Source organism: Serratia sp. BNK-12, assembly GCF_047456085.1.
In the GTDB taxonomy this organism is placed as follows: domain Bacteria; phylum Pseudomonadota; class Gammaproteobacteria; order Enterobacterales; family Enterobacteriaceae; genus Serratia; species Serratia liquefaciens.
Genome location: NZ_CP179896.1, coordinates 942,040 through 963,740, shown reverse-complemented (window position 1 = coordinate 963,740; position 21,701 = coordinate 942,040). Strand labels below are relative to the sequence as shown.

General features: G+C 53.2%; 17 protein-coding genes, 2 tRNA genes and 3 rRNA genes. 8 read left to right on the top strand and 14 right to left on the bottom strand.

Features of this window, described 5'->3' with window-relative positions:
- Positions 1-152: 152 nt before the first annotated feature.
- The 6 genes from rrf to gmhB form a co-directional block, all read right to left on the bottom strand.
- Positions 153-268, bottom strand: a 5S ribosomal RNA gene (gene rrf / locus ACMGG1_RS04300).
- Positions 269-371: 103 nt separating this feature from the next.
- Positions 372-3,279, bottom strand: a 23S ribosomal RNA gene (locus ACMGG1_RS04295).
- A gap of 205 nt (positions 3,280-3,484) precedes the next feature.
- Positions 3,485-3,560: transfer RNA gene (locus tag ACMGG1_RS04290), tRNA-Ala, on the bottom strand.
- A 37-nt stretch (positions 3,561-3,597) separates the two neighbouring features.
- Positions 3,598-3,674, bottom strand: a tRNA-Ile gene (locus ACMGG1_RS04285).
- A 75-nt stretch (positions 3,675-3,749) separates the two neighbouring features.
- Positions 3,750-5,290, bottom strand: a 16S ribosomal RNA gene (locus ACMGG1_RS04280).
- Together the 16S, 23S and 5S rRNA genes with 2 tRNA genes alongside form the textbook arrangement of a ribosomal RNA operon.
- Positions 5,291-5,712: 422 nt before the next feature.
- On the bottom strand, positions 5,713-6,276 hold the full coding sequence (gene gmhB / locus ACMGG1_RS04275; protein ID WP_020828329.1) for a D-glycero-beta-D-manno-heptose 1,7-bisphosphate 7-phosphatase: 564 nt from the start codon (positions 6,274-6,276) through the stop codon (positions 5,713-5,715).
- Positions 6,277-6,463: 187 nt separating this feature from the next.
- Here gmhB and metN point away from each other — a divergent pair, with 187 nt between their 5' ends.
- The 6 genes from metN (at position 6,464) to proS (ending at position 12,237) form a co-directional block, all read left to right on the top strand.
- A complete protein-coding gene (metN, locus tag ACMGG1_RS04270) occupies positions 6,464-7,495 on the top strand; it encodes a methionine ABC transporter ATP-binding protein MetN (RefSeq protein WP_020828330.1) in 1,032 nt (343 codons plus the stop codon).
- Positions 7,488-8,141 carry a methionine ABC transporter permease MetI gene (locus ACMGG1_RS04265; protein ID WP_020828331.1) on the top strand — a complete coding sequence of 218 codons (654 nt, stop codon included), beginning with the start codon at positions 7,488-7,490 and terminating at the stop codon, positions 8,139-8,141. The genes metN and ACMGG1_RS04265 overlap by 8 nt, the downstream gene beginning before the upstream one ends.
- A gap of 60 nt (positions 8,142-8,201) precedes the next feature.
- Positions 8,202-9,017 (top strand): MetQ/NlpA family lipoprotein, encoded by an 816-nt coding sequence (locus tag ACMGG1_RS04260; RefSeq protein ID WP_020828332.1) that lies wholly within the window; start codon positions 8,202-8,204, stop codon positions 9,015-9,017.
- Positions 9,018-9,283: 266 nt separating this feature from the next.
- Positions 9,284-9,688, top strand: a complete 405-nt coding sequence (gene rcsF / locus ACMGG1_RS04255; RefSeq protein WP_020828333.1) for an Rcs stress response system protein RcsF — start codon at positions 9,284-9,286, stop codon at positions 9,686-9,688.
- Entirely contained in the window at positions 9,685-10,392 is a 708-nt protein-coding gene (gene tsaA / locus ACMGG1_RS04250; protein WP_020828334.1) for a tRNA (N6-threonylcarbamoyladenosine(37)-N6)-methyltransferase TrmO, read from the top strand. The genes rcsF and tsaA overlap by 4 nt, the downstream gene beginning before the upstream one ends.
- 123 nt (positions 10,393-10,515) lie before the next feature.
- Positions 10,516-12,237: a proline--tRNA ligase gene (gene proS, locus ACMGG1_RS04245; RefSeq protein ID WP_414161169.1), complete on the top strand. Its 1,722-nt coding sequence runs from the start codon at positions 10,516-10,518 to the stop codon at positions 12,235-12,237.
- Positions 12,238-12,288: 51 nt separating this feature from the next.
- Here the strand turns inward: proS and nlpE are convergent, their stop codons facing one another.
- From nlpE to ACMGG1_RS04230, 3 genes are read right to left on the bottom strand one after another with little or no spacing between them, the layout of a single operon-like run.
- A complete protein-coding gene (nlpE, locus tag ACMGG1_RS04240) occupies positions 12,289-12,972 on the bottom strand; it encodes an envelope stress response activation lipoprotein NlpE (protein ID WP_041414885.1) in 684 nt (227 codons plus the stop codon).
- A gap of 29 nt (positions 12,973-13,001) precedes the next feature.
- Complete coding sequence (arfB, locus tag ACMGG1_RS04235; protein ID WP_046372783.1) at positions 13,002-13,415, bottom strand: alternative ribosome rescue aminoacyl-tRNA hydrolase ArfB; 414 nt, start codon at positions 13,413-13,415, stop codon at positions 13,002-13,004.
- 3 nt (positions 13,416-13,418) lie between these two features.
- Positions 13,419-13,967, bottom strand: a complete 549-nt coding sequence (locus ACMGG1_RS04230) for a YaeQ family protein (RefSeq protein WP_020828338.1) — start codon at positions 13,965-13,967, stop codon at positions 13,419-13,421.
- A 204-nt stretch (positions 13,968-14,171) separates the two neighbouring features.
- Here ACMGG1_RS04230 and ACMGG1_RS04225 point away from each other — a divergent pair, with 204 nt between their 5' ends.
- Positions 14,172-14,372, top strand: a complete 201-nt coding sequence (locus tag ACMGG1_RS04225) for a YaeP family protein (protein WP_041415645.1) — start codon at positions 14,172-14,174, stop codon at positions 14,370-14,372.
- Entirely contained in the window at positions 14,365-14,622 is a 258-nt protein-coding gene (gene rof, locus ACMGG1_RS04220) for a Rho-binding antiterminator (RefSeq protein WP_230090436.1), read from the top strand. Before ACMGG1_RS04225 ends, rof begins: the two co-directional genes overlap by 8 nt.
- A gap of 68 nt (positions 14,623-14,690) precedes the next feature.
- Here the strand turns inward: rof and ACMGG1_RS04215 are convergent, their stop codons facing one another.
- The 5 genes from ACMGG1_RS04215 to cadB form a co-directional block, all read right to left on the bottom strand.
- Entirely contained in the window at positions 14,691-15,008 is a 318-nt protein-coding gene (locus ACMGG1_RS04215; RefSeq protein ID WP_162838000.1) for a c-type cytochrome, read from the bottom strand.
- A gap of 17 nt (positions 15,009-15,025) precedes the next feature.
- Positions 15,026-16,336, bottom strand: a complete 1,311-nt coding sequence (gene tilS, locus ACMGG1_RS04210) for a tRNA lysidine(34) synthetase TilS (RefSeq protein WP_414161168.1) — start codon at positions 16,334-16,336, stop codon at positions 15,026-15,028.
- Positions 16,337-16,392: 56 nt separating this feature from the next.
- Complete coding sequence (dtpD, locus tag ACMGG1_RS04205; protein WP_115058151.1) at positions 16,393-17,841, bottom strand: dipeptide permease DtpD; 1,449 nt, start codon at positions 17,839-17,841, stop codon at positions 16,393-16,395.
- A 63-nt stretch (positions 17,842-17,904) separates the two neighbouring features.
- Positions 17,905-20,046 carry a lysine decarboxylase CadA gene (locus ACMGG1_RS04200; protein ID WP_020828344.1) on the bottom strand — a complete coding sequence of 714 codons (2,142 nt, stop codon included), beginning with the start codon at positions 20,044-20,046 and terminating at the stop codon, positions 17,905-17,907.
- 88 nt (positions 20,047-20,134) lie between these two features.
- Positions 20,135-21,484 carry a cadaverine/lysine antiporter gene (gene cadB / locus ACMGG1_RS04195; protein ID WP_020828345.1) on the bottom strand — a complete coding sequence of 450 codons (1,350 nt, stop codon included), beginning with the start codon at positions 21,482-21,484 and terminating at the stop codon, positions 20,135-20,137.
- Positions 21,485-21,701 lie beyond the last annotated feature (217 nt).

Sequence of the window (21,701 nt, the reverse complement as noted above, 5' to 3'; positions counted from 1 at the left end):
AATTAAAACAAATAGCGGGCGAAGAATATAGCGTGATTTTTGTGATGCGCATTGAAGACTGGCGTGAAAATTGGGCGAAATAACAGCAAATATTTATATAGCGGACATAGCAAAAAGGCCATCCTTGCGGATGGCCTCTTGGCTTAATTGATGCCTGGCAGTGTCCTACTCTCGCATGGGGAGACCCCACACTACCATCGGCGCTACGGCGTTTCACTTCTGAGTTCGGCATGGGGTCAGGTGGGACCACCGCGCTATTGCCGCCAGGCAAATTCTGTTTCATTCCAACCGCCACTCCCGTAGCCATTGAAACCAATCTCGGAACTCGCTGAAAATCTCTACAATCTCTCTAAAAACACCTTTGGTGTTGTAAGGTTAAGCCTCACGGATCATTAGTACTGGTTAGCTCAATGCATCGCTGCACTTACACACCCAGCCTATCAACGTCTTAGTCTTAAACGTTCCTTCAGGGGCCTTAAAGGCCCAGGGAAGACTCATCTCGAGGCAAGTTTCGCGCTTAGATGCTTTCAGCGCTTATCTTTTCCGCACTTAGCTACCGGGCAGTGCCATTGGCATGACAACCCGAACACCAGTGGTGCGTTCACTCCGGTCCTCTCGTACTAGGAGCAACCCCTCTCAATCTTCCAACGCCCACGGCAGATAGGGACCGAACTGTCTCACGACGTTCTAAACCCAGCTCGCGTACCACTTTAAATGGCGAACAGCCATACCCTTGGGACCTACTTCAGCCCCAGGATGTGATGAGCCGACATCGAGGTGCCAAACACCGCCGTCGATATGAACTCTTGGGCGGTATCAGCCTGTTATCCCCGGAGTACCTTTTATCCGTTGAGCGATGGCCCTTCCATTCAGAACCACCGGATCACTAAGACCTACTTTCGTACCTGCTCGAGCCGTCACTCTCGCAGTCAAGCTAGCTTATGCCTTTGCACTAACCTCACGATGTCCGACCGTGATTAGCTAACCTTCGTGCTCCTCCGTTACTCTTTGGGAGGAGACCGCCCCAGTCAAACTACCCACCAGACACTGTCCTCACCCCGGATTACGGGGCCGAGTTAGAACATCAAACATTAAAGGGTGGTATTTCAAGGTTGGCTCCACGCAGACTGGCGTCCACGCTTCAAAGCCTCCCACCTATCCTACACATCAAGGCTCAATGTTCAGTGTCAAGCTATAGTAAAGGTTCACGGGGTCTTTCCGTCTTGCCGCGGGTACACTGCATCTTCACAGCGAGTTCAATTTCACTGAGTCTCGGGTGGAGACAGCCTGGCCATCATTACGCCATTCGTGCAGGTCGGAACTTACCCGACAAGGAATTTCGCTACCTTAGGACCGTTATAGTTACGGCCGCCGTTTACTGGGGCTTCGATCAAGAGCTTCGCCTTGCGGCTGACCCCATCAATTAACCTTCCAGCACCGGGCAGGCGTCACACCGTATACGTCCACTTTCGTGTTTGCACAGTGCTGTGTTTTTATTAAACAGTTGCAGCCAGCTGGTATCTGCGACTGGCTTCAGCTCCGAGAGCAAGTCTCTTCACCTACGCGCCAGCGTGCCTTCTCCCGAAGTTACGGCACCATTTTGCCTAGTTCCTTCACCCGAGTTCTCTCAAGCGCCTTGGTATTCTCTACCTGACCACCTGTGTCGGTTTGGGGTACGATTCTGTGTTACCTGATGCTTAGAGGCTTTTCCTGGAAGCTTGGCATCAACTACTTCTGCACCGTAGTGCATCGTCATCACGCCTCAGGGTTAACAAGTAACCGGATTTACCAGGTCACTCCCCCTACACGCTTAAACCGGGACAACCGTCGCCCGGCTAGCCTAGCCTTCTCCGTCCCCCCTTCGCAGTAACACCGAGTACAGGAATATTAACCTGTTTCCCATCGACTACGCCTTTCGGCCTCGCCTTAGGGGTCGACTCACCCTGCCCCGATTAACGTTGGACAGGAACCCTTGGTCTTCCGGCGAGCGGGCTTTTCACCCGCTTTATCGTTACTTATGTCAGCATTCGCACTTCTGATACCTCCAGCAACCCTCACAGGTCACCTTCAACGGCTTACAGAACGCTCCCCTACCCAACAACGCCTAAGCGTCGCTGCCGCAGCTTCGGTGCATGGTTTAGCCCCGTTACATCTTCCGCGCAGGCCGACTCGACCAGTGAGCTATTACGCTTTCTTTAAATGATGGCTGCTTCTAAGCCAACATCCTGGCTGTCTATGCCTTCCCACATCGTTTCCCACTTAACCATGACTTTGGGACCTTAGCTGGCGGTCTGGGTTGTTTCCCTCTTCACGACGGACGTTAGCACCCGCCGTGTGTCTCCCGTGATAACATTCTTCGGTATTCGGAGTTTGCATCGGTTTGGTAAGCCGGGATGGCCCCCTAGCCGAAACAGTGCTCTACCCCCGAAGATGAGTTCACGAGGCGCTACCTAAATAGCTTTCGGGGAGAACCAGCTATCTCCCGGTTTGATTGGCCTTTCACCCCCAGCCACAAGTCATCCGCTAATTTTTCAACATTAGTCGGTTCGGTCCTCCAGTTAGTGTTACCCAACCTTCAACCTGCCCATGGCTAGATCACCGGGTTTCGGGTCTATACCTTGCAACTATTCGCCCAGTTAAGACTCGGTTTCCCTACGGCTCCCCTATACGGTTAACCTTGCTACAAAATATAAGTCGCTGACCCATTATACAAAAGGTACGCAGTCACACCACGAAGGTGCTCCCACTGCTTGTACGTACACGGTTTCAGGTTCTATTTCACTCCCCTCGCCGGGGTTCTTTTCGCCTTTCCCTCACGGTACTGGTTCACTATCGGTCAGTCAGGAGTATTTAGCCTTGGAGGATGGTCCCCCCATATTCAGACAGGATGTCACGTGTCCCGCCCTACTCATCGAACTCACAATTAATGTATTTTAGTGTACGGGACTATCACCCTTTACTGTGCGACTTTCCAGACGCTTCCACTAACACAAGAACTGATTCAGGTTCTGGGCTCCTCCCCGTTCGCTCGCCGCTACTGGGGGAATCTCGGTTGATTTCTTTTCCTCGGGGTACTTAGATGTTTCAGTTCCCCCGGTTCGCCTCATACGACTATGTATTCATCGTATGATAGTGCAACGAATTGCACTGGGTTTCCCCATTCGGGTATCGCCGGTTATTACGGTTCATATCACCTTACCGACGCTTATCGCAGATTAGCACGCCCTTCATCGCCTCTGACTGCCTAGGCATCCACCGTGTACGCTTAGTCACTTAACCTCACAACCCGAAGGTGTTTCCACTTTCGTGCTGCTACATTTGAGAGACTCTATGACAGGTTAATCCTTACCCCAATACTTCTACGGAGGGATAAGTTTCAGCTGTCATGTTTCAATTTTCAGCTTGTTCCAGATTGTTAAAGAGCAAAATACTTCGCAGCATACTGTTGCCAGTACACTCTGAAGTATTGAAATACAGGACTATATGGTGGAGCTAAGCGGGATCGAACCGCTGACCTCCTGCGTGCAAGGCAGGCGCTCTCCCAGCTGAGCTATAGCCCCATACAGTCACGTGCAGTACCTTTTCCACTTCAAGAAGTGGTAGGCCTGAGTGGACTTGAACCACCGACCTCACCCTTATCAGGGGTGCGCTCTAACCACCTGAGCTACAAGCCTATAAAGGTATTTCTGCTCGTTACTTTTTCATCAGACAATCTGTGTGAGCACTTCACGCGAATCAATATCATTAGGTAAGGAGGTGATCCAACCGCAGGTTCCCCTACGGTTACCTTGTTACGACTTCACCCCAGTCATGAATCACAAAGTGGTAAGCGCCCTCCCGAAGGTTAAGCTACCTACTTCTTTTGCAACCCACTCCCATGGTGTGACGGGCGGTGTGTACAAGGCCCGGGAACGTATTCACCGTAGCATTCTGATCTACGATTACTAGCGATTCCGACTTCACGGAGTCGAGTTGCAGACTCCGATCCGGACTACGACGTACTTTATGAGGTCCGCTTGCTCTCGCGAGTTCGCTTCTCTTTGTATACGCCATTGTAGCACGTGTGTAGCCCTACTCGTAAGGGCCATGATGACTTGACGTCATCCCCACCTTCCTCCGGTTTATCACCGGCAGTCTCCTTTGAGTTCCCACCATTACGTGCTGGCAACAAAGGATAAGGGTTGCGCTCGTTGCGGGACTTAACCCAACATTTCACAACACGAGCTGACGACAGCCATGCAGCACCTGTCTCAGAGTTCCCGAAGGCACTAAGCTATCTCTAGCGAATTCTCTGGATGTCAAGAGTAGGTAAGGTTCTTCGCGTTGCATCGAATTAAACCACATGCTCCACCGCTTGTGCGGGCCCCCGTCAATTCATTTGAGTTTTAACCTTGCGGCCGTACTCCCCAGGCGGTCGACTTAACGCGTTAGCTCCGGAAGCCACGCCTCAAGGGCACAACCTCCAAGTCGACATCGTTTACAGCGTGGACTACCAGGGTATCTAATCCTGTTTGCTCCCCACGCTTTCGCACCTGAGCGTCAGTCTTTGTCCAGGGGGCCGCCTTCGCCACCGGTATTCCTCCAGATCTCTACGCATTTCACCGCTACACCTGGAATTCTACCCCCCTCTACAAGACTCTAGCTTGCCAGTTTCAAATGCAGTTCCCACGTTAAGCGCGGGGATTTCACATCTGACTTAACAAACCGCCTGCGTGCGCTTTACGCCCAGTAATTCCGATTAACGCTTGCACCCTCCGTATTACCGCGGCTGCTGGCACGGAGTTAGCCGGTGCTTCTTCTGCGAGTAACGTCAATGCAATGTGCTATTAACACACTACCCTTCCTCCTCGCTGAAAGTGCTTTACAACCCGAAGGCCTTCTTCACACACGCGGCATGGCTGCATCAGGCTTGCGCCCATTGTGCAATATTCCCCACTGCTGCCTCCCGTAGGAGTCTGGACCGTGTCTCAGTTCCAGTGTGGCTGGTCATCCTCTCAGACCAGCTAGGGATCGTCGCCTAGGTGAGCCATTACCCCACCTACTAGCTAATCCCATCTGGGCACATCTGATGGCATGAGGCCCGAAGGTCCCCCACTTTGGTCCGTAGACATTATGCGGTATTAGCTACCGTTTCCAGTAGTTATCCCCCTCCATCAGGCAGTTTCCCAGACATTACTCACCCGTCCGCCGCTCGTCACCCAGGAGCAAGCTCCCTGTGCTACCGCTCGACTTGCATGTGTTAGGCCTGCCGCCAGCGTTCAATCTGAGCCATGATCAAACTCTTCAATTAAAAGCTTGATTTGCTTCAACTCGTGAAGCGATGCTCGAAAATTAACTTTCGTAATATTCATCAGTTAAACACGTCAACTAAATGAATTATTGCTTGGTCACTCTTCAAGACTTGATATTTTTTTGAACCCGAAGGTTCTGGATATCGTCTTGTGGAGCGCCCACACAGATTGTCTGATAAATTGTTAAAGAGCAGTGAGTTAGCCGCCGCAGCTTGCTATCTCGAGGTGGCGTATAATACGCTTTCCTCTTTCAGAGTCAACCCCTAAATTTCAGGATTTTTTCTCTTCGAACCCCGGAGACTCTGTGAATTTGTTCACATGTTCCGTGTCGATGGAGGCGCATTATAGGGAGCCGGTTCAGAATGACAAGGATTAATATTCACTTTTTATCTGACAGCTCACTATTCATGCACAACGTCTATTAAACCCGCTTTTTGATGGCTTCTGGCAGGTCTGCCAGGCTATTTAGCACCCAATCCGCCAGTTTCTCACCTTGTTCAGTGACCGGCTTACCGGTGCGCACCAGAACTTTAGTACCGACACCTGCCGCTATTGCCGCCTGCATATCTTCCGGTTTGTCACCCACCATATAAGAAGCGGCCATATCAATGTTCAATTCTTGCTGCGCTTGCAACAGCATGCCCGGCTCAGGTTTACGGCAGTCGCATGTCTGGCGGTACTCTTCTATTACTGCTTCAGGATGATGCGGACAGAAATAGATACCGTCCAGGTCAACATCGCGATCGGCCAGCGACCAATCCATCCACTCCGTCAGGTACATAAATTGGTCTTCGCTGAACTTGCCACGCGCAATGCCAGACTGGTTGGTCACCAATACTAAAGCAAAGCCCATCTTTTTAAGTTCGCGACAGGCGTCGATCACGCCTTCTATAAAGTGGAAATTATCGATTTCATGGACGTAGCCATGGTCGACATTAATCGTGCCGTCACGATCGAGGAAAATTGCTGGAACGCTTTGTGTCACCGGTTTGCTCCTGAGGGCCTGAAAACCCGGACAGTATCGCATGTTTTACCCGGTACTGAGAACGGCAGAGAACAGCGTTGATCGTTGACTTAGACGTCTAGACGCCTTAACATCTGATTTATACCTTGGTCCACGCCAAGGTTTACTTTTATCTAGCCACGGGCAACCACGCTAAAATAAGAAGAATATGATTAAACTTTCTAACATCACCAAAGTGTTCCAGCAGGGTTCGCGCACCATTAGCGCGCTCTCTGACGTGACTCTTCACGTCCCTGCCGGGCAAATTTATGGCGTTATCGGTGCATCAGGCGCCGGTAAAAGTACGCTGATCCGCTGCGCCAACATGCTTGAGCGCCCGACTTCCGGCCAGGTGTTGGTTGACGGACAGGATCTGACCTCGCTGTCTGAAAGCGAACTGACACGCGCACGCCGCCAAATCGGCATGATCTTCCAACACTTCAACCTGCTTTCTTCCCGCACGGTATTTGGCAACGTTGCGCTGCCGCTGGAGCTGGACAACACCCCACGGGCTGAAATCAAAAAGCGCGTGACCGAATTGCTGGAACTGGTCGGGTTGTCGGACAAACACGACGCCTACCCGGCCAATCTGTCCGGCGGCCAGAAGCAACGCGTGGCGATTGCCCGTGCGCTGGCAAGCCAACCGAAAGTCCTGCTGTGTGACGAAGCCACCAGCGCATTGGATCCAGCCACTACCCGTTCCATTCTGGAACTGCTGAAAGACATTAATCGTCGTCTCGGCCTGACCATCCTGTTGATCACCCATGAAATGGACGTGGTGAAACGCATCTGCGATCAGGTTGCGGTCATCAGCCAAGGGCAGTTGATTGAAAAAGACAGCGTCAGCGAAGTGTTCTCTCATCCGAAAACGCCGCTGGCCCAGCAGTTTATTCAATCCACATTGCATCTGGATATCCCCGATGATTATGCCAAGCGCCTGGCTCCGGAACGCAGCGGTGGCCGTCAGCCGCTGTTGCGTTTGGAATTCACCGGCCAGTCCGTAGATGCGCCGCTGCTGTCAGAAGCGGCTCGCCGTTTCAACGTCAACAACAATATTATCAGCGCCCAGATGGATTACGCCGGCGGCGTTAAATTCGGCGTGATGCTGGCAGAGCTGCACGGCAGCGACGAAGACGCGCTGGCAACGATTAAGTTCCTGCAGGAAAATCAGGTAAAAGTAGAGGTTCTGGGTTATGTCTGAGGCAATGATTTGGTTAATGGCGCGCGGGGTGTGGGAAACCGTCATGATGACCTTTGTCTCCGGCTTCTTCGGTTTCGTACTTGGCTTGCCGGTTGGTGTGCTGTTGTATGTGACTCGCCCGGGGCAAATCGCCGCCAACAATACGCTATACAGGACGCTGTCCGGGTTAGTGAACGTGTTCCGTTCCATTCCGTTCATTATCCTGCTGGTGTGGATGATTCCCTTTACGCGGATGATCGTCGGTACCTCTATCGGCCTGCAGGCGGCTATCGTGCCGCTGACTGTCGGCGCAGCGCCCTTTATCGCCCGTATGGTAGAAAACGCCCTGCTGGAGATCCCTTCTGGCCTGGTGGAAGCTGCCCGCGCAATGGGCGCGACCCCGATGCAAATCATCAAAAAGGTGCTTTTACCGGAAGCCCTGCCGGGCCTGGTCAACGCTGCCACCATTACCTTGATCACGTTGGTGGGTTATTCCGCCATGGGCGGTGCGGTAGGTGCCGGCGGGCTGGGGCAGATCGGTTATCAGTACGGTTATATAGGTTATAACGCCACAGTAATGAATACCGTATTAGTATTACTGGTGGTGCTGGTCTATCTGATTCAGTTCTGCGGTGATCGGATCGTCAAAGCCGTCACCCATAAATAGTTTTTACAGCAACTGCGCTCACACAGCGTATTTCAAATGCGAGTCTAATGAGGAAGGGATATGTCGTTAAAATTTAAATCCATCGCGGCAATCGGCGCACTGATCGGTACTCTGGCTCTGGCAGGCTGCGGTCAGGAAGAAAAAGATCCGAACCATATCAAAATCGGCGTCATTGTCGGTGCTGAGCAGCAGGTTGCTGAAATCGCGCAAAAAGTGGCGAAAGAAAAATACGGTCTGGACGTCGAACTGGTGACCTTCAACGACTACGTGCTGCCGAACGAAGCACTGAGTAAAGGCGACATCGATTTGAACGCCTTCCAGCACAAACCGTATCTGGATCAGCAGATCAAAGATCGCGGCTACAAGTTGGTACCGGTTGGCAACACCTTCGTTTACCCGATTGCCGGTTACTCCAAGAAGATCAAATCTCTGGACGAACTGAAAGACGGTTCTCAGGTTGCGCTGCCAAACGATCCAACCAATCTGGGCCGCTCCCTGCTGCTGCTGCAGAAGGTTAACCTGATCAAACTGAAAGACGGTGTTGGCCTGCTGCCAACCGTGCTGGACGTGACTGAAAACCCGAAAAACCTGAAGCTGGTCGAGCTGGAAGCGCCGCAACTGCCACGCTCGCTGGACGATCAGCAAATCGCGCTGGCGGTGATCAACACCACTTACGCCAGCCAGATTGGCCTGACACCGGCAAAAGACGGCCTGTTTGTTGAAGATAAAGATTCACCTTACGTGAACCTGCTGGTTGCCCGCGAAGACAATAAAGACGCGGAAAACGTGAAGAAATTCGTTCAGGCCTATCAGTCTGACGAAGTGAACGAAGCAGCCAACAAAATCTTTAACGGTGGTGCAGTTAAAGGCTGGTAATCATTAATTACCGAATTTATTCCTATAATTGCAAGACGGGCTCCGGCCCGTCAGACACTGTTAATAAAATCCTTTGCGACTAATGCAACCATTTAGTCCTAATAAAAACAAAGGATTATATTCTCTGCATTACCCCAAACACCCGAAAACCACGTTTTTCGGGTGTTTGTCAGAAATCTAGACGGGCTCCGGCCCGTCTTGTTATTTCCACCATAGATTGCTTCAATAGCGCCACTCACATATTCCATCAAGGCAGAGGAATCTCAATGCGTGCTTTACCTCTCTGTTTGTTAGCGCTCGCGCTTGCAGGGTGTTCGTCGCAGCGTTTCGCGCCACCTTCAACAAGCAGCACCAGCAAACCGGTCTCGACCACACCCGCAAAAACCACGCCAGCAGCACGTCCGGCACCGGTTAAACTGTACAAAAGTGCAGAAGAATTAGTAGGTAAGCCATTCCGCGATCTGGGTGAAGTCTCCGGCGAATCTTGCCAGACGACAGTACAGGATTCCCCACCCAATCTGGCCACCGCCCGTAAGCGTATGCAAATTCGCGCGTCCTACATGAAGGCCAATGCCGTGCTGCTGCATGACTGCCAGATTGTCAGCGGCGTTGCCGGCTGTTACCAACAGGCCATTTGCCAGGGCTCTGCGCTTAACGTTTCGTCCAAATGACCGAGTTTGTTTTCAATCAGATCGGCACTATTCGTTCACCGTATAAAGAAAAATTCGCCGTACCCCGCCAGCCGGGGTTAGTCGAAGACGGTGGCGGCGAACTGGTGCTGCTGCCTCCTTATAACCAGCCGGAAGCAATACGCGGCCTTAGCGACTTCAGCCATCTTTGGGTAATGTTCATTTTCCATCAAACCCTGGAAGGTGGCTGGCGGCCAACCGTTCGCCCTCCTCGTCTGGGCGGTAATGCCCGGATGGGTGTCTTCGCAACCCGCTCGACCTTTCGCCCCAACCCGCTCGGCATGTCGCTGATCGAATTAAAAGGCGTGCGCATTCAAGGCGCTGAGGTAGTACTGGAATTAGGCAGCCTGGATCTGGTTGACGGCACGCCGGTGGTAGATATCAAACCCTATCTGCCGTTTGCCGAAAGCCAGCCGCAGGCACGCGCCGGATTTGCCCAAGCCGCACCAGCCGGCGATATGCCGGTGAGCTTTACTGCCGAGGCGGAACAGCAGTTGCTGCAACATCAGCAGCGTTATCCGCAGCTACGTCGGTTTATCACTCAGGTGCTGGCTCAGGATCCGCGTCCGGCTTACCGCAAGGGGCAACAGGCGGAACGGGATTATGCCGTCTGGCTGCTGGATTTCAACGTGCGCTGGCGGGTGGTGGATCAGCAAACCGAGGTGTTGTCACTCGACCTGCGTTAAAATTCCACCGTCTCTCTTTTGACAACCTGCTCGCACTGGTAAACTAAATCACTTTCGAAAATTTTGGCTGCCCTACTACTGGCAGCCGGTTGCAATTTGCAGTTCTAACGGAACCAAAACACCATGCGTACTAGCCAATATCTGCTCTCCACTCTGAAGGAGACACCTGCCGATGCCGAAGTGATCAGCCACCAGCTGATGCTGCGCGCCGGGATGATTCGCAAGCTTGCCTCCGGTCTTTATACCTGGTTGCCTACCGGCCTGCGAGTTCTGAAAAAGGTTGAAAACATCGTTCGCGAAGAAATGAACAATGCTAACGCGATCGAAGTTTGCATGCCGGTAGTACAGCCTGCCGATCTGTGGCAGGAAAGCGGCCGTTGGGAGCAGTACGGTCCTGAACTGCTGCGCTTTGTCGATCGCGGCGATCGCCCATTCGTACTGGGTCCAACGCACGAAGAAGTGATCACCGATCTGATCCGCAACGAGATCAGCTCTTACAAGCAACTTCCGCTGAACTTCTTCCAGATTCAGACCAAGTTCCGCGATGAAGTCCGCCCTCGTTTCGGCGTGATGCGTTCGCGTGAATTCCTGATGAAGGACGCGTACTCGTTCCACACCTCGCAAGAATCCCTGCAGGCGACTTACGATGCGATGTACGAAGCCTACAGCAAAATCTTCAGCCGCATGGGTCTGGACTTCCGTGCGGTGGATGCCGATACCGGCTCTATCGGCGGTAACGCCTCACACGAGTTCCAGGTACTGGCCGACAGCGGTGAAGACGATATCGTGTTTTCCACCGGTTCCGACTTTGCTGCCAATATCGAACTGGCAGAAGCGGTTGCCCCGGCTCAGCCACGTGCCGCAGCCAGCGAAGAACTGCGCATTGTAGATACGCCGAATGCCAAGACCATCGCCGAGCTGGTAGAGCAATTCCAACTGCCTATCGAGAAAACGGTCAAAACGCTGCTGGTTCGCGCTAAAGAAGAAAGCGGCCACAAGCTGGTTGCTCTGCTGGTACGTGGCGATCACGAACTGAATGAAGTGAAAGCCGAGAAGCTGCCACAGGTTGCCGTTCCACTGACCTTCGCCACCGAAGAAGAGATCCGCGCCATCATTGGTGCAGGCCCGGGTTCACTCGGCCCGGTCAATCTGCAGGTTCCGGTCGTAGCCGACCGCAGCGTCGCAGCGATGAGCGATTTTGGCGCCGGAGCCAACATTGACGGTAAACACTACTTCGGTATCAACTGGGAGCGTGATTTGCCGCTGCCACAGCAGGTTGCTGATATCCGTAACGTGGTCGATGGCGATACCAGCCCGGATGGTAAAGGGACATTGCTGATCAAACGCGGTATCGAAGTCGGCCATATCTTCCAACTCGGCACCAAGTACTCGGAAGCAATGAAGGCGACGGTTCAGGGCGAAGACGGCCGTAATCAGGTCCTGACCATGGGCTGCTACGGTATTGGGGTCACTCGCGTGGTGGCTGCAGCTATCGAACAGAATCATGACGATCGCGGCATCATCTGGCCAGATGCTATCGCCCCGTTCCAGGTCGCCATTCTGCCAATGAATATGCACAAGTCCTTCCGCGTGCAGGCGCTGGCGGAAGAGCTGTACAACACCCTGCGTTCCCATGGCATCGACGTGATCCTCGATGACCGTAAAGAACGTCCAGGCGTGATGTTCGCGGATATGGAACTGATTGGCGTGCCGCACTCTATCGTTATCGGCGACCGTAACCTCGACAGCGAAGAGATTGAGTACAAAAACCGCCGTGTCGGCGAGAAGCAAATGATCAAAACCGGCGAAATCGTTGATTTCCTGCTGGGGCAGATCAAACGCTGATCCGCAGAGACAGAAAGCAAAAACCCGCCTAGGCGGGTTTTTTTATGGTCGTTATTTGCTGTCGCAATTTTTGCTGCGGTCGAAAACGAGTTTACCGTCCGGCACCAGCGCCTTTTCAGTCTGCCCTTCTTCCATTGACGGCTGAACACTGAAGTGGCCATTCAACGTCAGGAAGACCGGTTCACCCGGCGTTTTATAGGCTTTGGCATACCCTTGTTCCAACGCAATGGTATTGTCTACCGGGAACGTCTTGCCCGTGGCGCAGTCTTTAAACACCGCCGCATCCGCCATGTAGGTGTAGCTGCCTTTCAGCGCCATCGGCGTTTTAGGCAAGGCTTTCTCTACCGGATCCAGACGATAATTCAATTTGGACTCGATAATCGCACCGCTTTGATCCAGCATTTCCAGGCTCTTGCCGGCGGGCCGGAAATAGCGTTTGTCGCCACGGCTGTCCGTCAGCACCAGCTTATCGGCGGTTCGTGCCCACTTACCGTAGTCGGCGAAAGTCTGGTCGCCGTCTTTGGTATCACGATAGGTTTCCTGCAGCACGAAAGTGCCGTCTTCATCCAGGAACAGCGAAGTATCCAGGCCGCCGCAGTCTGCACAAGGCAACACGCCCTGATAACTTTGCTGCATTGCCTGAAGAGGCTGTTCCTTTGGCTGATACTGATTATTACATCCCAATAATGAGAGTGCCCCTGCCGCTAAAAACAGGGCTATTGTTATTTTCTTCACAGCTATTCTCCTACTGTGTCCATGTATCCTTAAGTGCGGATTTTGCCGCGCAGCGCTTTCGTTGCGCCTTTACGTACTTTGCCTTCCAGCCGACGTAATTTAGCCCCTTTCGTGGGCTTGGTCGCTCTGCGCGCTTTTTCCACCACCATCGCCTGCTGAATCAGCGCCACCAATCTGGCCAACGCCGCCTCACGGTTTAATTCCTGGCTGCGATATTCCTGCGCTTTAATAATCACCACCCCATCGGCGGTAATTAAATGATTATTCAGGGCCAGCAGCCTTTCCTTATAATACTCTGGCAGGCTGGATGCCCGGATGTCAAAGCGCAAATGGATGGCCGTTGAGGCTTTGTTCACGTGCTGGCCACCCGCACCCTGCGCGCGGATCGCCGTCAATTCCAGCTCGTTATCCGGTATGGCAACGCTTCTCGACAGTTCCAGCACCGATCACACCTGCGCCTGTTGCCATTCGGCAAATTGGATTTCCAGACTATTCTGAGCGTCAGAAAGCCAGATAGTTCCCTCTTGGAGTGTGGCCTGCAACGTCATATTACGGCTGGCCAAGGCCGCCAGCTTGCTTAATTGTTCATCATCCAGGAAACGGATGCTTAGGTTTTTGTGGTTTGCCACTTTGCTCTGCATCGATTGCCACCATACGTGGCCGGCACGTTCCCCGTAGGCGTAAAGCACCACTCGCGGAGACTGATTACAGGCTTTCTTGATGCGCTTCTCATCAGGCAGACCCATTTCGATCCACATTTCCAGCCCGTTATGGTCATTACGCTGCCAGATTTCCGGTTCATCTTCAGCACTCAGGCCTTTGGTGAATACCAGGCGCTCGTCGGCGTGGCAAATCCAGGCCAGCAGGCGCAGCATCATGCGCTGTTCGGTTTCGGAAGGGTGTTGGGCCAGGGTAAGCGTGGCGTCGTGGTAGAAATGACGATCCATATCAGCGATATTGACCGTGGCTTTATAAATGGTAGCTTTCAGCGCCATGGGTGACCTCATAATTATCAGGCGACAGTGTACTTGATTTGGCCCAACCGCTGCCAGGCAAAGCGCAGTGCGAAAGCCGCGCGCAGGTGCTAATAACTCCAGAATAGCTGTGCTATAGTCGTCTAGGATAGAGTCAAGCTCCGAGAGCCTGCGCCTCATCGCTAAAGGGTTTCGATGACGCAGAGGTTCTTAAGGGAGGAAACTGTGCAACAATACTGTGAGTTAGTACGCCGTTTTTACGCCGAGATCGGCAGTGGTGATCGCGGCTACGTGCCTGATGCGTTAGCATGTGTATTAAAGGCATTGGACGAAGTTGCTGCGGATAACGCGCTACCGTCCTCCGTTAGGGAACAGGCGGCTTTTGCTGCCGCTAACTTATTGGTGAGCGACTATGTTGATGAATGATGAGTACCAATCCATCAATTGCGATGACTATGAAAGCCTGGAACTCGCCTGTCAGCATAACTACATACTGAAGCTGGAGTTACGCGACGGAGATAAACTCGAAGGCAAAGCCACCGAGCTGAAATTTACCAAGGGCGTTGAGTACCTGATTATCGATCAGGCCGGCAATGCTCTCAGCTTGCGTCTGGATCACATCCTCAGTTTCAGTCATCCGGAAATCGGTACCGTGGTCGTCAGCCTGTCTGACTGATTTTTCGGTAACGCCATCCCAACAGGGCAGCCCAACGGCTGCCCTCGTCATTTAGGGCTTCAGGCTGGTTAGGGTTTAAGGCTGGCATAGTAAGCTGCCAAATCGGCAATATCGTCATCGGACAGCGCTGAAACATAGGCTTTCATCACCTCTGCCTGGCCACCGTTACGTTCGCCTTTCTTATAAGCCTGCAGCGCATGCTCCAGGTACATGGCGTTTTGCCCAGCCAAATTAGGATACATTGGCACCGAGACCTTCCCTTCGGCGCCGTGGCATGCCATGCAACTGGCAGATTTGTCCTTGCCTGCCGCCGCATCCCCCGCCGCCATGGCCGGCAAACTGCACAAACCAACCAACACCGCTATTGCGCTCACAAATTTCATCATTGCTCCTTACGCTCTTATTATTTTTTACGCCACTGCAGCCGCAGGGGCTGCTGCCCCTCAACGGGTTGTCCGGCCTCGCTGACAAAAACGCCCAGCGCAGCGATAAGTTGGTCATCATAATAGATCAAAGGAGTACGCTCACGCTGCCACGGTGGAATACCCAACTCTTGCCACAGTTTTTTGATCGGCCGGGAATGCGTGCGCCCCAGGATGCGGAGCTTGCCCTGAGCGCTAAAGCGAACGCTCACTTTTTGCAGTGGCTGCGGAGCGCGCAGGACAGTATCGCCTTCCCCACTCACCAGCTCACCCAATCCATCCGGCAATATCAGCGGCTCTGTCAACGACCACTCCAGGCAGGTTTGACGCAGATCGGCCATCAATGGCAACAGGTATAGGCACCGACGGAAACGGCGGATCTGATATTGCCCCAGCTGTAGCTGAGGTTCGGCATCTTCACGGCTGAGCGCCACTTCGTGCCACAGACGCTGCAACTGTTCGCGTGAGGGCATGCTTGCGCCACGTGCTGCGATCCAACGGCGTAATAAAGCAAAACGTCGGGCCGGCGAGCATCCCAACAAACCGTCAATCGCCAGCGCATTTTCTTCATCGAGCAGCGAGTGCAACTGCTCTGCCAGCAGCTCATCCAACAGTTGCTCTTGCTCGGCACACAGGCTGGCGCTACGCGCCGTCGCGGCGGCAAAATGCGGCCAGCGCTGATTCAACAGTGGCAATACCTGCAGGCGCAGAAAATTGCGATCGAAGCGCGAGTCCTGGTTACTGTCGTCTTCAATCCAACTGAGCTGATGCTGCTGGGCATAGGCTTCCAACTGCTGCCGGGAACTGCCCAGCAATGGGCGTAACAAGCCGTTATTTCCCAATGAGGTTTGCGCAGCCATTGCCGACAGGCCCGCCGGGCCGCTGCCGCGCTTTAACGCCAAAAGAAAGGTTTCACATTGATCGTCAAGGTGTTGCGCGGTGAGCAAGGTTTCATCCACGGCCAGCGTGGCAGCAAATGCGGAATAGCGCGCCGCCCGGGCCGCGGCTTCGATGCCGTCCTGACGGCCGTCGACCTGCACATATTGCACCACCAATGGCAGTTGCCAGGCGGCACATTGTTGGCGACAGTGTTCTACCCACCGATCGGCAAAAGAACTCAGGCCGTGGTGCACGTGCACCGCGCGTAGCTGCAACTCCGGCAGCTGTTGACGCAACTGCACCAGTAAGTGCAGCAGTACGCTGGAATCCAGCCCGCCACTGAATGCCACCAGCAAGTGCCGGCGCGCTCCCAGCTGACGGGCAAGCTGTCCAGATAATTGATTGCTATTCATTGATTAGGCTTAATAACGTCCAGATAGCTGCACGTTACCCCCCGCAATACCATCAATCAAGCATTAACCGCACGCAGGTGGCGGCCGGCCAGCAACCACCACATGGCCAACACCGCAATCACTGCGGCAGTACAACCCAATGCCCACCAGCCGATTTGCGAGAACAGGTGCGCGTAGGCCTGTGCGGTCGCTCCGGTTGCCGGATCTTCCGCTGTTTGCCCCGCGATAATGCCCGCCAGATAATTTGCAATCGAGCCGGTGGTCAGCATATAGATGCCCGTCAGTACCCCGGTAGCGCCTGGGATATTCAACCGGGTGATTTGCGCCATGGCGACCGGGTCGATGAACAATTCGGCCAGCCCCATCACGGAAAGCCCGGCGATCATCAGGAACATCGATCCCTGACCGTAGCGGGCATTCAGCGCCATCAGGGTGAAACCGACGCCTATCAGCAGCAAGCCGAAGGCGAATTTCCCCCAAATGCGCAGCGTACGGCTACCGCTGCCGTTGCCTCGTACAAGCCAGGCCAGCATCACACCGCCAAACATCACGGCAAAGGCATTCACTGACTGGAATAAAGCCGTCGGCACCGTCCAGGAAAACCATTGGCGATCGACATAGTGATCGATAAACAGGCTGATGGAGCTACCGCCCTGCTGAGCGAAAGCCCAAAACAAAGTACCCAGCAGCATCAGCATAACGATCTGCCACAGTCCACGGCGTTGCTCTCTCGTAGCCCGGATCATAATCCGCGCCACCATTACCACCGCAGCGGCACACACCAGCATCAGTAATTGCCCCGCCAGACCGTAAATAAACAGCGAGGTAAAGAACAAGGGGGCCAACAACAGCATGGCGCTTAGCCACACCCAGTTCGGTACCTTCAGGGTGTTGGCGCACATCTGCGCACGATCCACCCCGCGTGTGTGGGTGAAATGACGGCTGCCAAACAGGAAGATGGCCAGCCCTGCCAGCATGCCGATCCCCGCCAGCGCAAAACCGACGTGCCAGCCATAGCGCTCTGCCGCCAGCCCACAAGCGATGGGTGCCAGAATCGACCCCACGTTGCCGGCGGCATACAGCAGTGAAAAGCCCCCTTCACGGCGCGAGTCTTGCGGTTGGTATAACTCGCCCAGCAGGCAGCTGATATTGGATTTGAACAGGCCGTAGCCGCAGATGATGATCGCCAGGGCCAGATAGAGTGAATGTGTCGAGACGGCGCTCAGACCGAGGACAATGTGGCCCAGCGTCATCAGTACCGCCCCGGCGATTACCGCAACGCGGTTGCCCAGCAGGCGATCGGCAAGCAGGCCGCCAAGGATCGGCGTGACGTAAACCAGAGAGGCATAGGCGCTATAAAGGCTGATAGCGCGGCTATCGGAATAACCAAGTTGATGAGTAAGATAGAGAATAAGTAATGCACGCATGCCGTAAAAGCTGAAATATTCCCAAATTTGTATGGCTACGACATAGTAGATTGCGCGCGGCTGTGAGGGTGTTTTCATGGTTTTCTCCCATCAGTCGGTGAACGACAAAAGGGAGGCGTAAACGCCTCCCCGTTATTTCAGTTATTTATCGTTTTTCAACACCTTCACGGTGTAACGTCCATCCGCCTGACGGTAAGCGCCGTGGATATCAGTTTCGAAGCCCGGATAATGTGCGCCGATTTCGCACAGCATTTGCAGGAACTCCAGTACCGGACGGCTTTCCTCGGTGAGCATTTCACCTGGCATCACCAGTGGAACACCTGGAGGATATGGCAGGATCATGTTGGCATTCACCTTGCCGACCATGTCTTCCAAATAAACCTCTTCCACTTCACCGTGCAGCTCTTTCTGGAACGCATTGAACGGGTTCATAACCAGGGTTGGCAGCACTTCAAATGCGCGGTACATCAGATCCGGCAGGTTGTGCTCAACCACCAGGTTGTGAATGTTCTGCGCCAGATCCTGAATGCGCATGTTTTCATAAAACTCAGGCGCCTCTTTGTACAGTGACGGCAGCATGTTTTTCACCCGCAGGTTCAGGTCGAACGAACGTTTGAAATCAGTCAGGCCGCGCAGCAGGCTGAGGGCTTTGGTTTTGTCGATACCGATGCTGAACAGGAACAGCAGGTTATATGGGCCGGTTTTCTCAACGATGATACCGTGCTCGTCCAGGTATTTAGCAACCAGGCTGGCCGGGATACCAAACTCCTGCATTTCACCCTCTTTACTCATCCCTGGGGTCAGGAGAGTGACTTTGATCGGGTCGAGATACATATGTTCATCGTCGATATTTTTGAAGCCGTGCCAGGCGTTGTCAGACTTCAGCGGCCAGCATTCAGCCTGATCGATGTGTTCTGGCTGCCAGACGTCAAAGAACCAACCTTCGGACTCAACGTTCAGCTGTTTGATTTCTTTACGGAACTTGATAGCACGTTCAATAGAGTCGTTAATCAAACGCTTACCGGCATTGCCTTTCATCATCGCCGCGGCAGTTTCGGTAGACGCCACGATACCGTAGTGCGGTGAAGTGGTGGTTTGCATCATGTAGGCTTCGTTGAAGGTTTCTTCGTTGATATCGCCTTTCACGTGGATCATCGAAGCCTGCGAGAACGCCGCCAGCAGTTTATGGGTGGATTGGGTTTCATAAATCACCTTCCCTTCCACACGGCCGCCGCTCATGCCGCATTTGCCTTTGTAGATCGGGTGGAAATTGGTGTAAGGCACCCAGGCGGAGTCAAAGTGAATAGATTTCACATCCAGCGCGTTCTTAATATGATCGGTGTTGTACAGCAGACCGTCATAGGTAGAGTTGGTGATTACCGCATGCACTGGCCAGGTCGCGTTTGGTGTTTCTTTAACACGTTTGGCGATGGTGTCACGGGCAAACTCACTCTGCGGGATACCACCGAGAATGCCGTAAGCATTGCGGGTTGGGCGGAAGTAGATTGGCGTAATGTCGCTCATCATCATCAGATGGGTCAGCGATTTGTGGCAGTTACGGTCAATCAATACGGTGCTGCCGGCCGGTGCGGAGTACATGCCGACAATTTTGTTGGCGGTAGAAGTGCCGTTAGTCACCATATAGCTGCGTTCAGCGTTGAATACGCGAGCAATATACTCTTCAGCTTCTTTGTGCGGACCGGTGTGGTCCAGCAGTGAGCCCAGTTCGGAAACCGAAATAGAAATGTCGGACTTCATGGCGTTGGCGCCAAAGAAATCGTAGAACAGGCTACCGACCGGGCTTTTCTGGAAGGCGGTGCCCCCCATGTGGCCTGGAGTACAGAAGGTGTATTTGCCTTCACGCACATATTTGAACAGCGCTTTGGTCAGCGGTGGCAGGATGGTATCGATGTACTCATCGGTGTTTTGTTTGATCTTGGCAGCGATATCGGTAGCCGCACCCAGCGCATATTCAAAGAAACGCACCTGCATGCGCAGATCGTTCAGGCTGACATCCAGGGTTGAATGCGTATTGGCAAATGCATACAGCGGCATATATTCATTCAACTGGCTGATTTCTTCACACAACTCGAGGTTGTATTTATCCCAGTCGAAAATCACCCCGCACAAGCGTGCATTATTCTCGATCAGCTTTAACAGGTCTTCGCGATCGTTAGGATAGACAACGCGGAAGTCCAGGCTTTCCAATGCTTTGTGCAGTTCGCGGATAGGCTCTTCTTTAAAGTAGACACCCATGTGGTTCATGATAGCTATAACGTTCATAATCATTTCTCCAGGTAAAGCGAGCCCCTTGCCATCACGAGTGACAATTACTGCAAGGGGCTAAATTAAGAAGTGGGTCAGTACGTGCTTAGTGCGCTTTGGCCGTCGTGTTGCCGTCGAGGGCTACACCGTTGGCTTTGGCGGTCTGACGGGTATTCATTTTGCGGGCGTAGAACATCAGGATGATCAGGCTGATGATGAAGGTACCGGACAGTTCGAACGAGTCGGCACCCATCAGTGCGATGAAGCAGAAGCCACAACCCAGCACCGAGGCAATCAGGCTCAGCAGGTTACGGATATTGACACCTTCGAAGCGGATCAGATCTACGCAGGAGTAGAAGTAAGGCAGCATGGTCAGCAGTACCGCGATACCGGTCAACATGCCGAACAGGTCGGAAGCTTTACCGCCGCCGGAGCTCATGGCCGTAATCAGCACCATCAGCGCAGTCATTTTGCAGCTTGCCAGCAGCAGGCCTTTTTTCGGCACGCCGTTTTTATCGACTTCACCATAAACTTTCGGGAAGTTACCGTCGTTGGCGGCACGTACCCCGGCTTGACCAACCAGCATCATCCAGGAACCAAGTGAAGTGAGGCAGGCGAAGGCGGTGAAGGCAGAAACCATTGGCGCAGCCCAGCCACCCATGATGGTAGAGGCGCTGATAGCGAACGGTGCACCGGAAGCAGCCATCTCAGACGCAGGATACATACCGCTGATAACCTGAGTTGCTGCAACATAGATGATCCCAGCCAGCGCAGTCCCCAGCATGGTTGCCAGCGGTACGGTACGTTTCGGGTTTTTCACCATGCCGGTGCTTACTGCGGCAGATTCCACGCCGATAAACGCCCACAGGCACAGCAGGATACTTTTGATTACGGCATGGAAATCAGTGGTACCGGAGGTATTCCAGTTAGCCTGATAGGTTGCCGCGTCGAACCAATGCCAGCCTGCAGTCGCAGTCACAATCACCGGGATCAGCACCAATACCAGGCCCATAGTCGTCAAACGACTGACCCATGAACCGCCCAGCAGGTTAATAAAGGTAAACACCCAAACAATAGCAATACAGGCAATACCCGCCGGTACCGGATTATTCAGTGCAGGGAAGAAGGTAGAAAGATAAGAAACCGCGGTGATGCCGATGGCCAAATTACCGATCCAGTTCGCATGGTAATAAAGCACACCAGTTTGGAAACCAAACGCCGGGGAAATTTCACCCGCGTAGGCAATGGGACCGCCCTGTTGAGGATTTTTGGTGGCCAGGCGAGCATATACATAGGCCAGCGACATCGCACCAATAATGGATATTACCCATCCCCAAATAGCGATAGATCCGAGACTTGCCAGGTTCGCGGGTAATAAGGCAATACCGCTCCCCATCATATTACCGGCAACAACACCGGTGCAGGCAATAAGCCCGATTTTCTTGGATGAAGCCATGGTCAGTTTCTCCTGATTTTGATTTCTTATAAGTCCAGGTCGTTATGCAGTTTTGCTAATGACCGGACTTGATGGTCAGGATGCTAAAGAATGGCGTCAGTAAAGTCCTAAAGATAAAGTGATATTACGGTCATGATCATACAAATGATAACTTGAGGTTTTCCATTAACAAATAAAGAGCTAAACACGGCATCAAGAAAAGATAAATATCATTAAA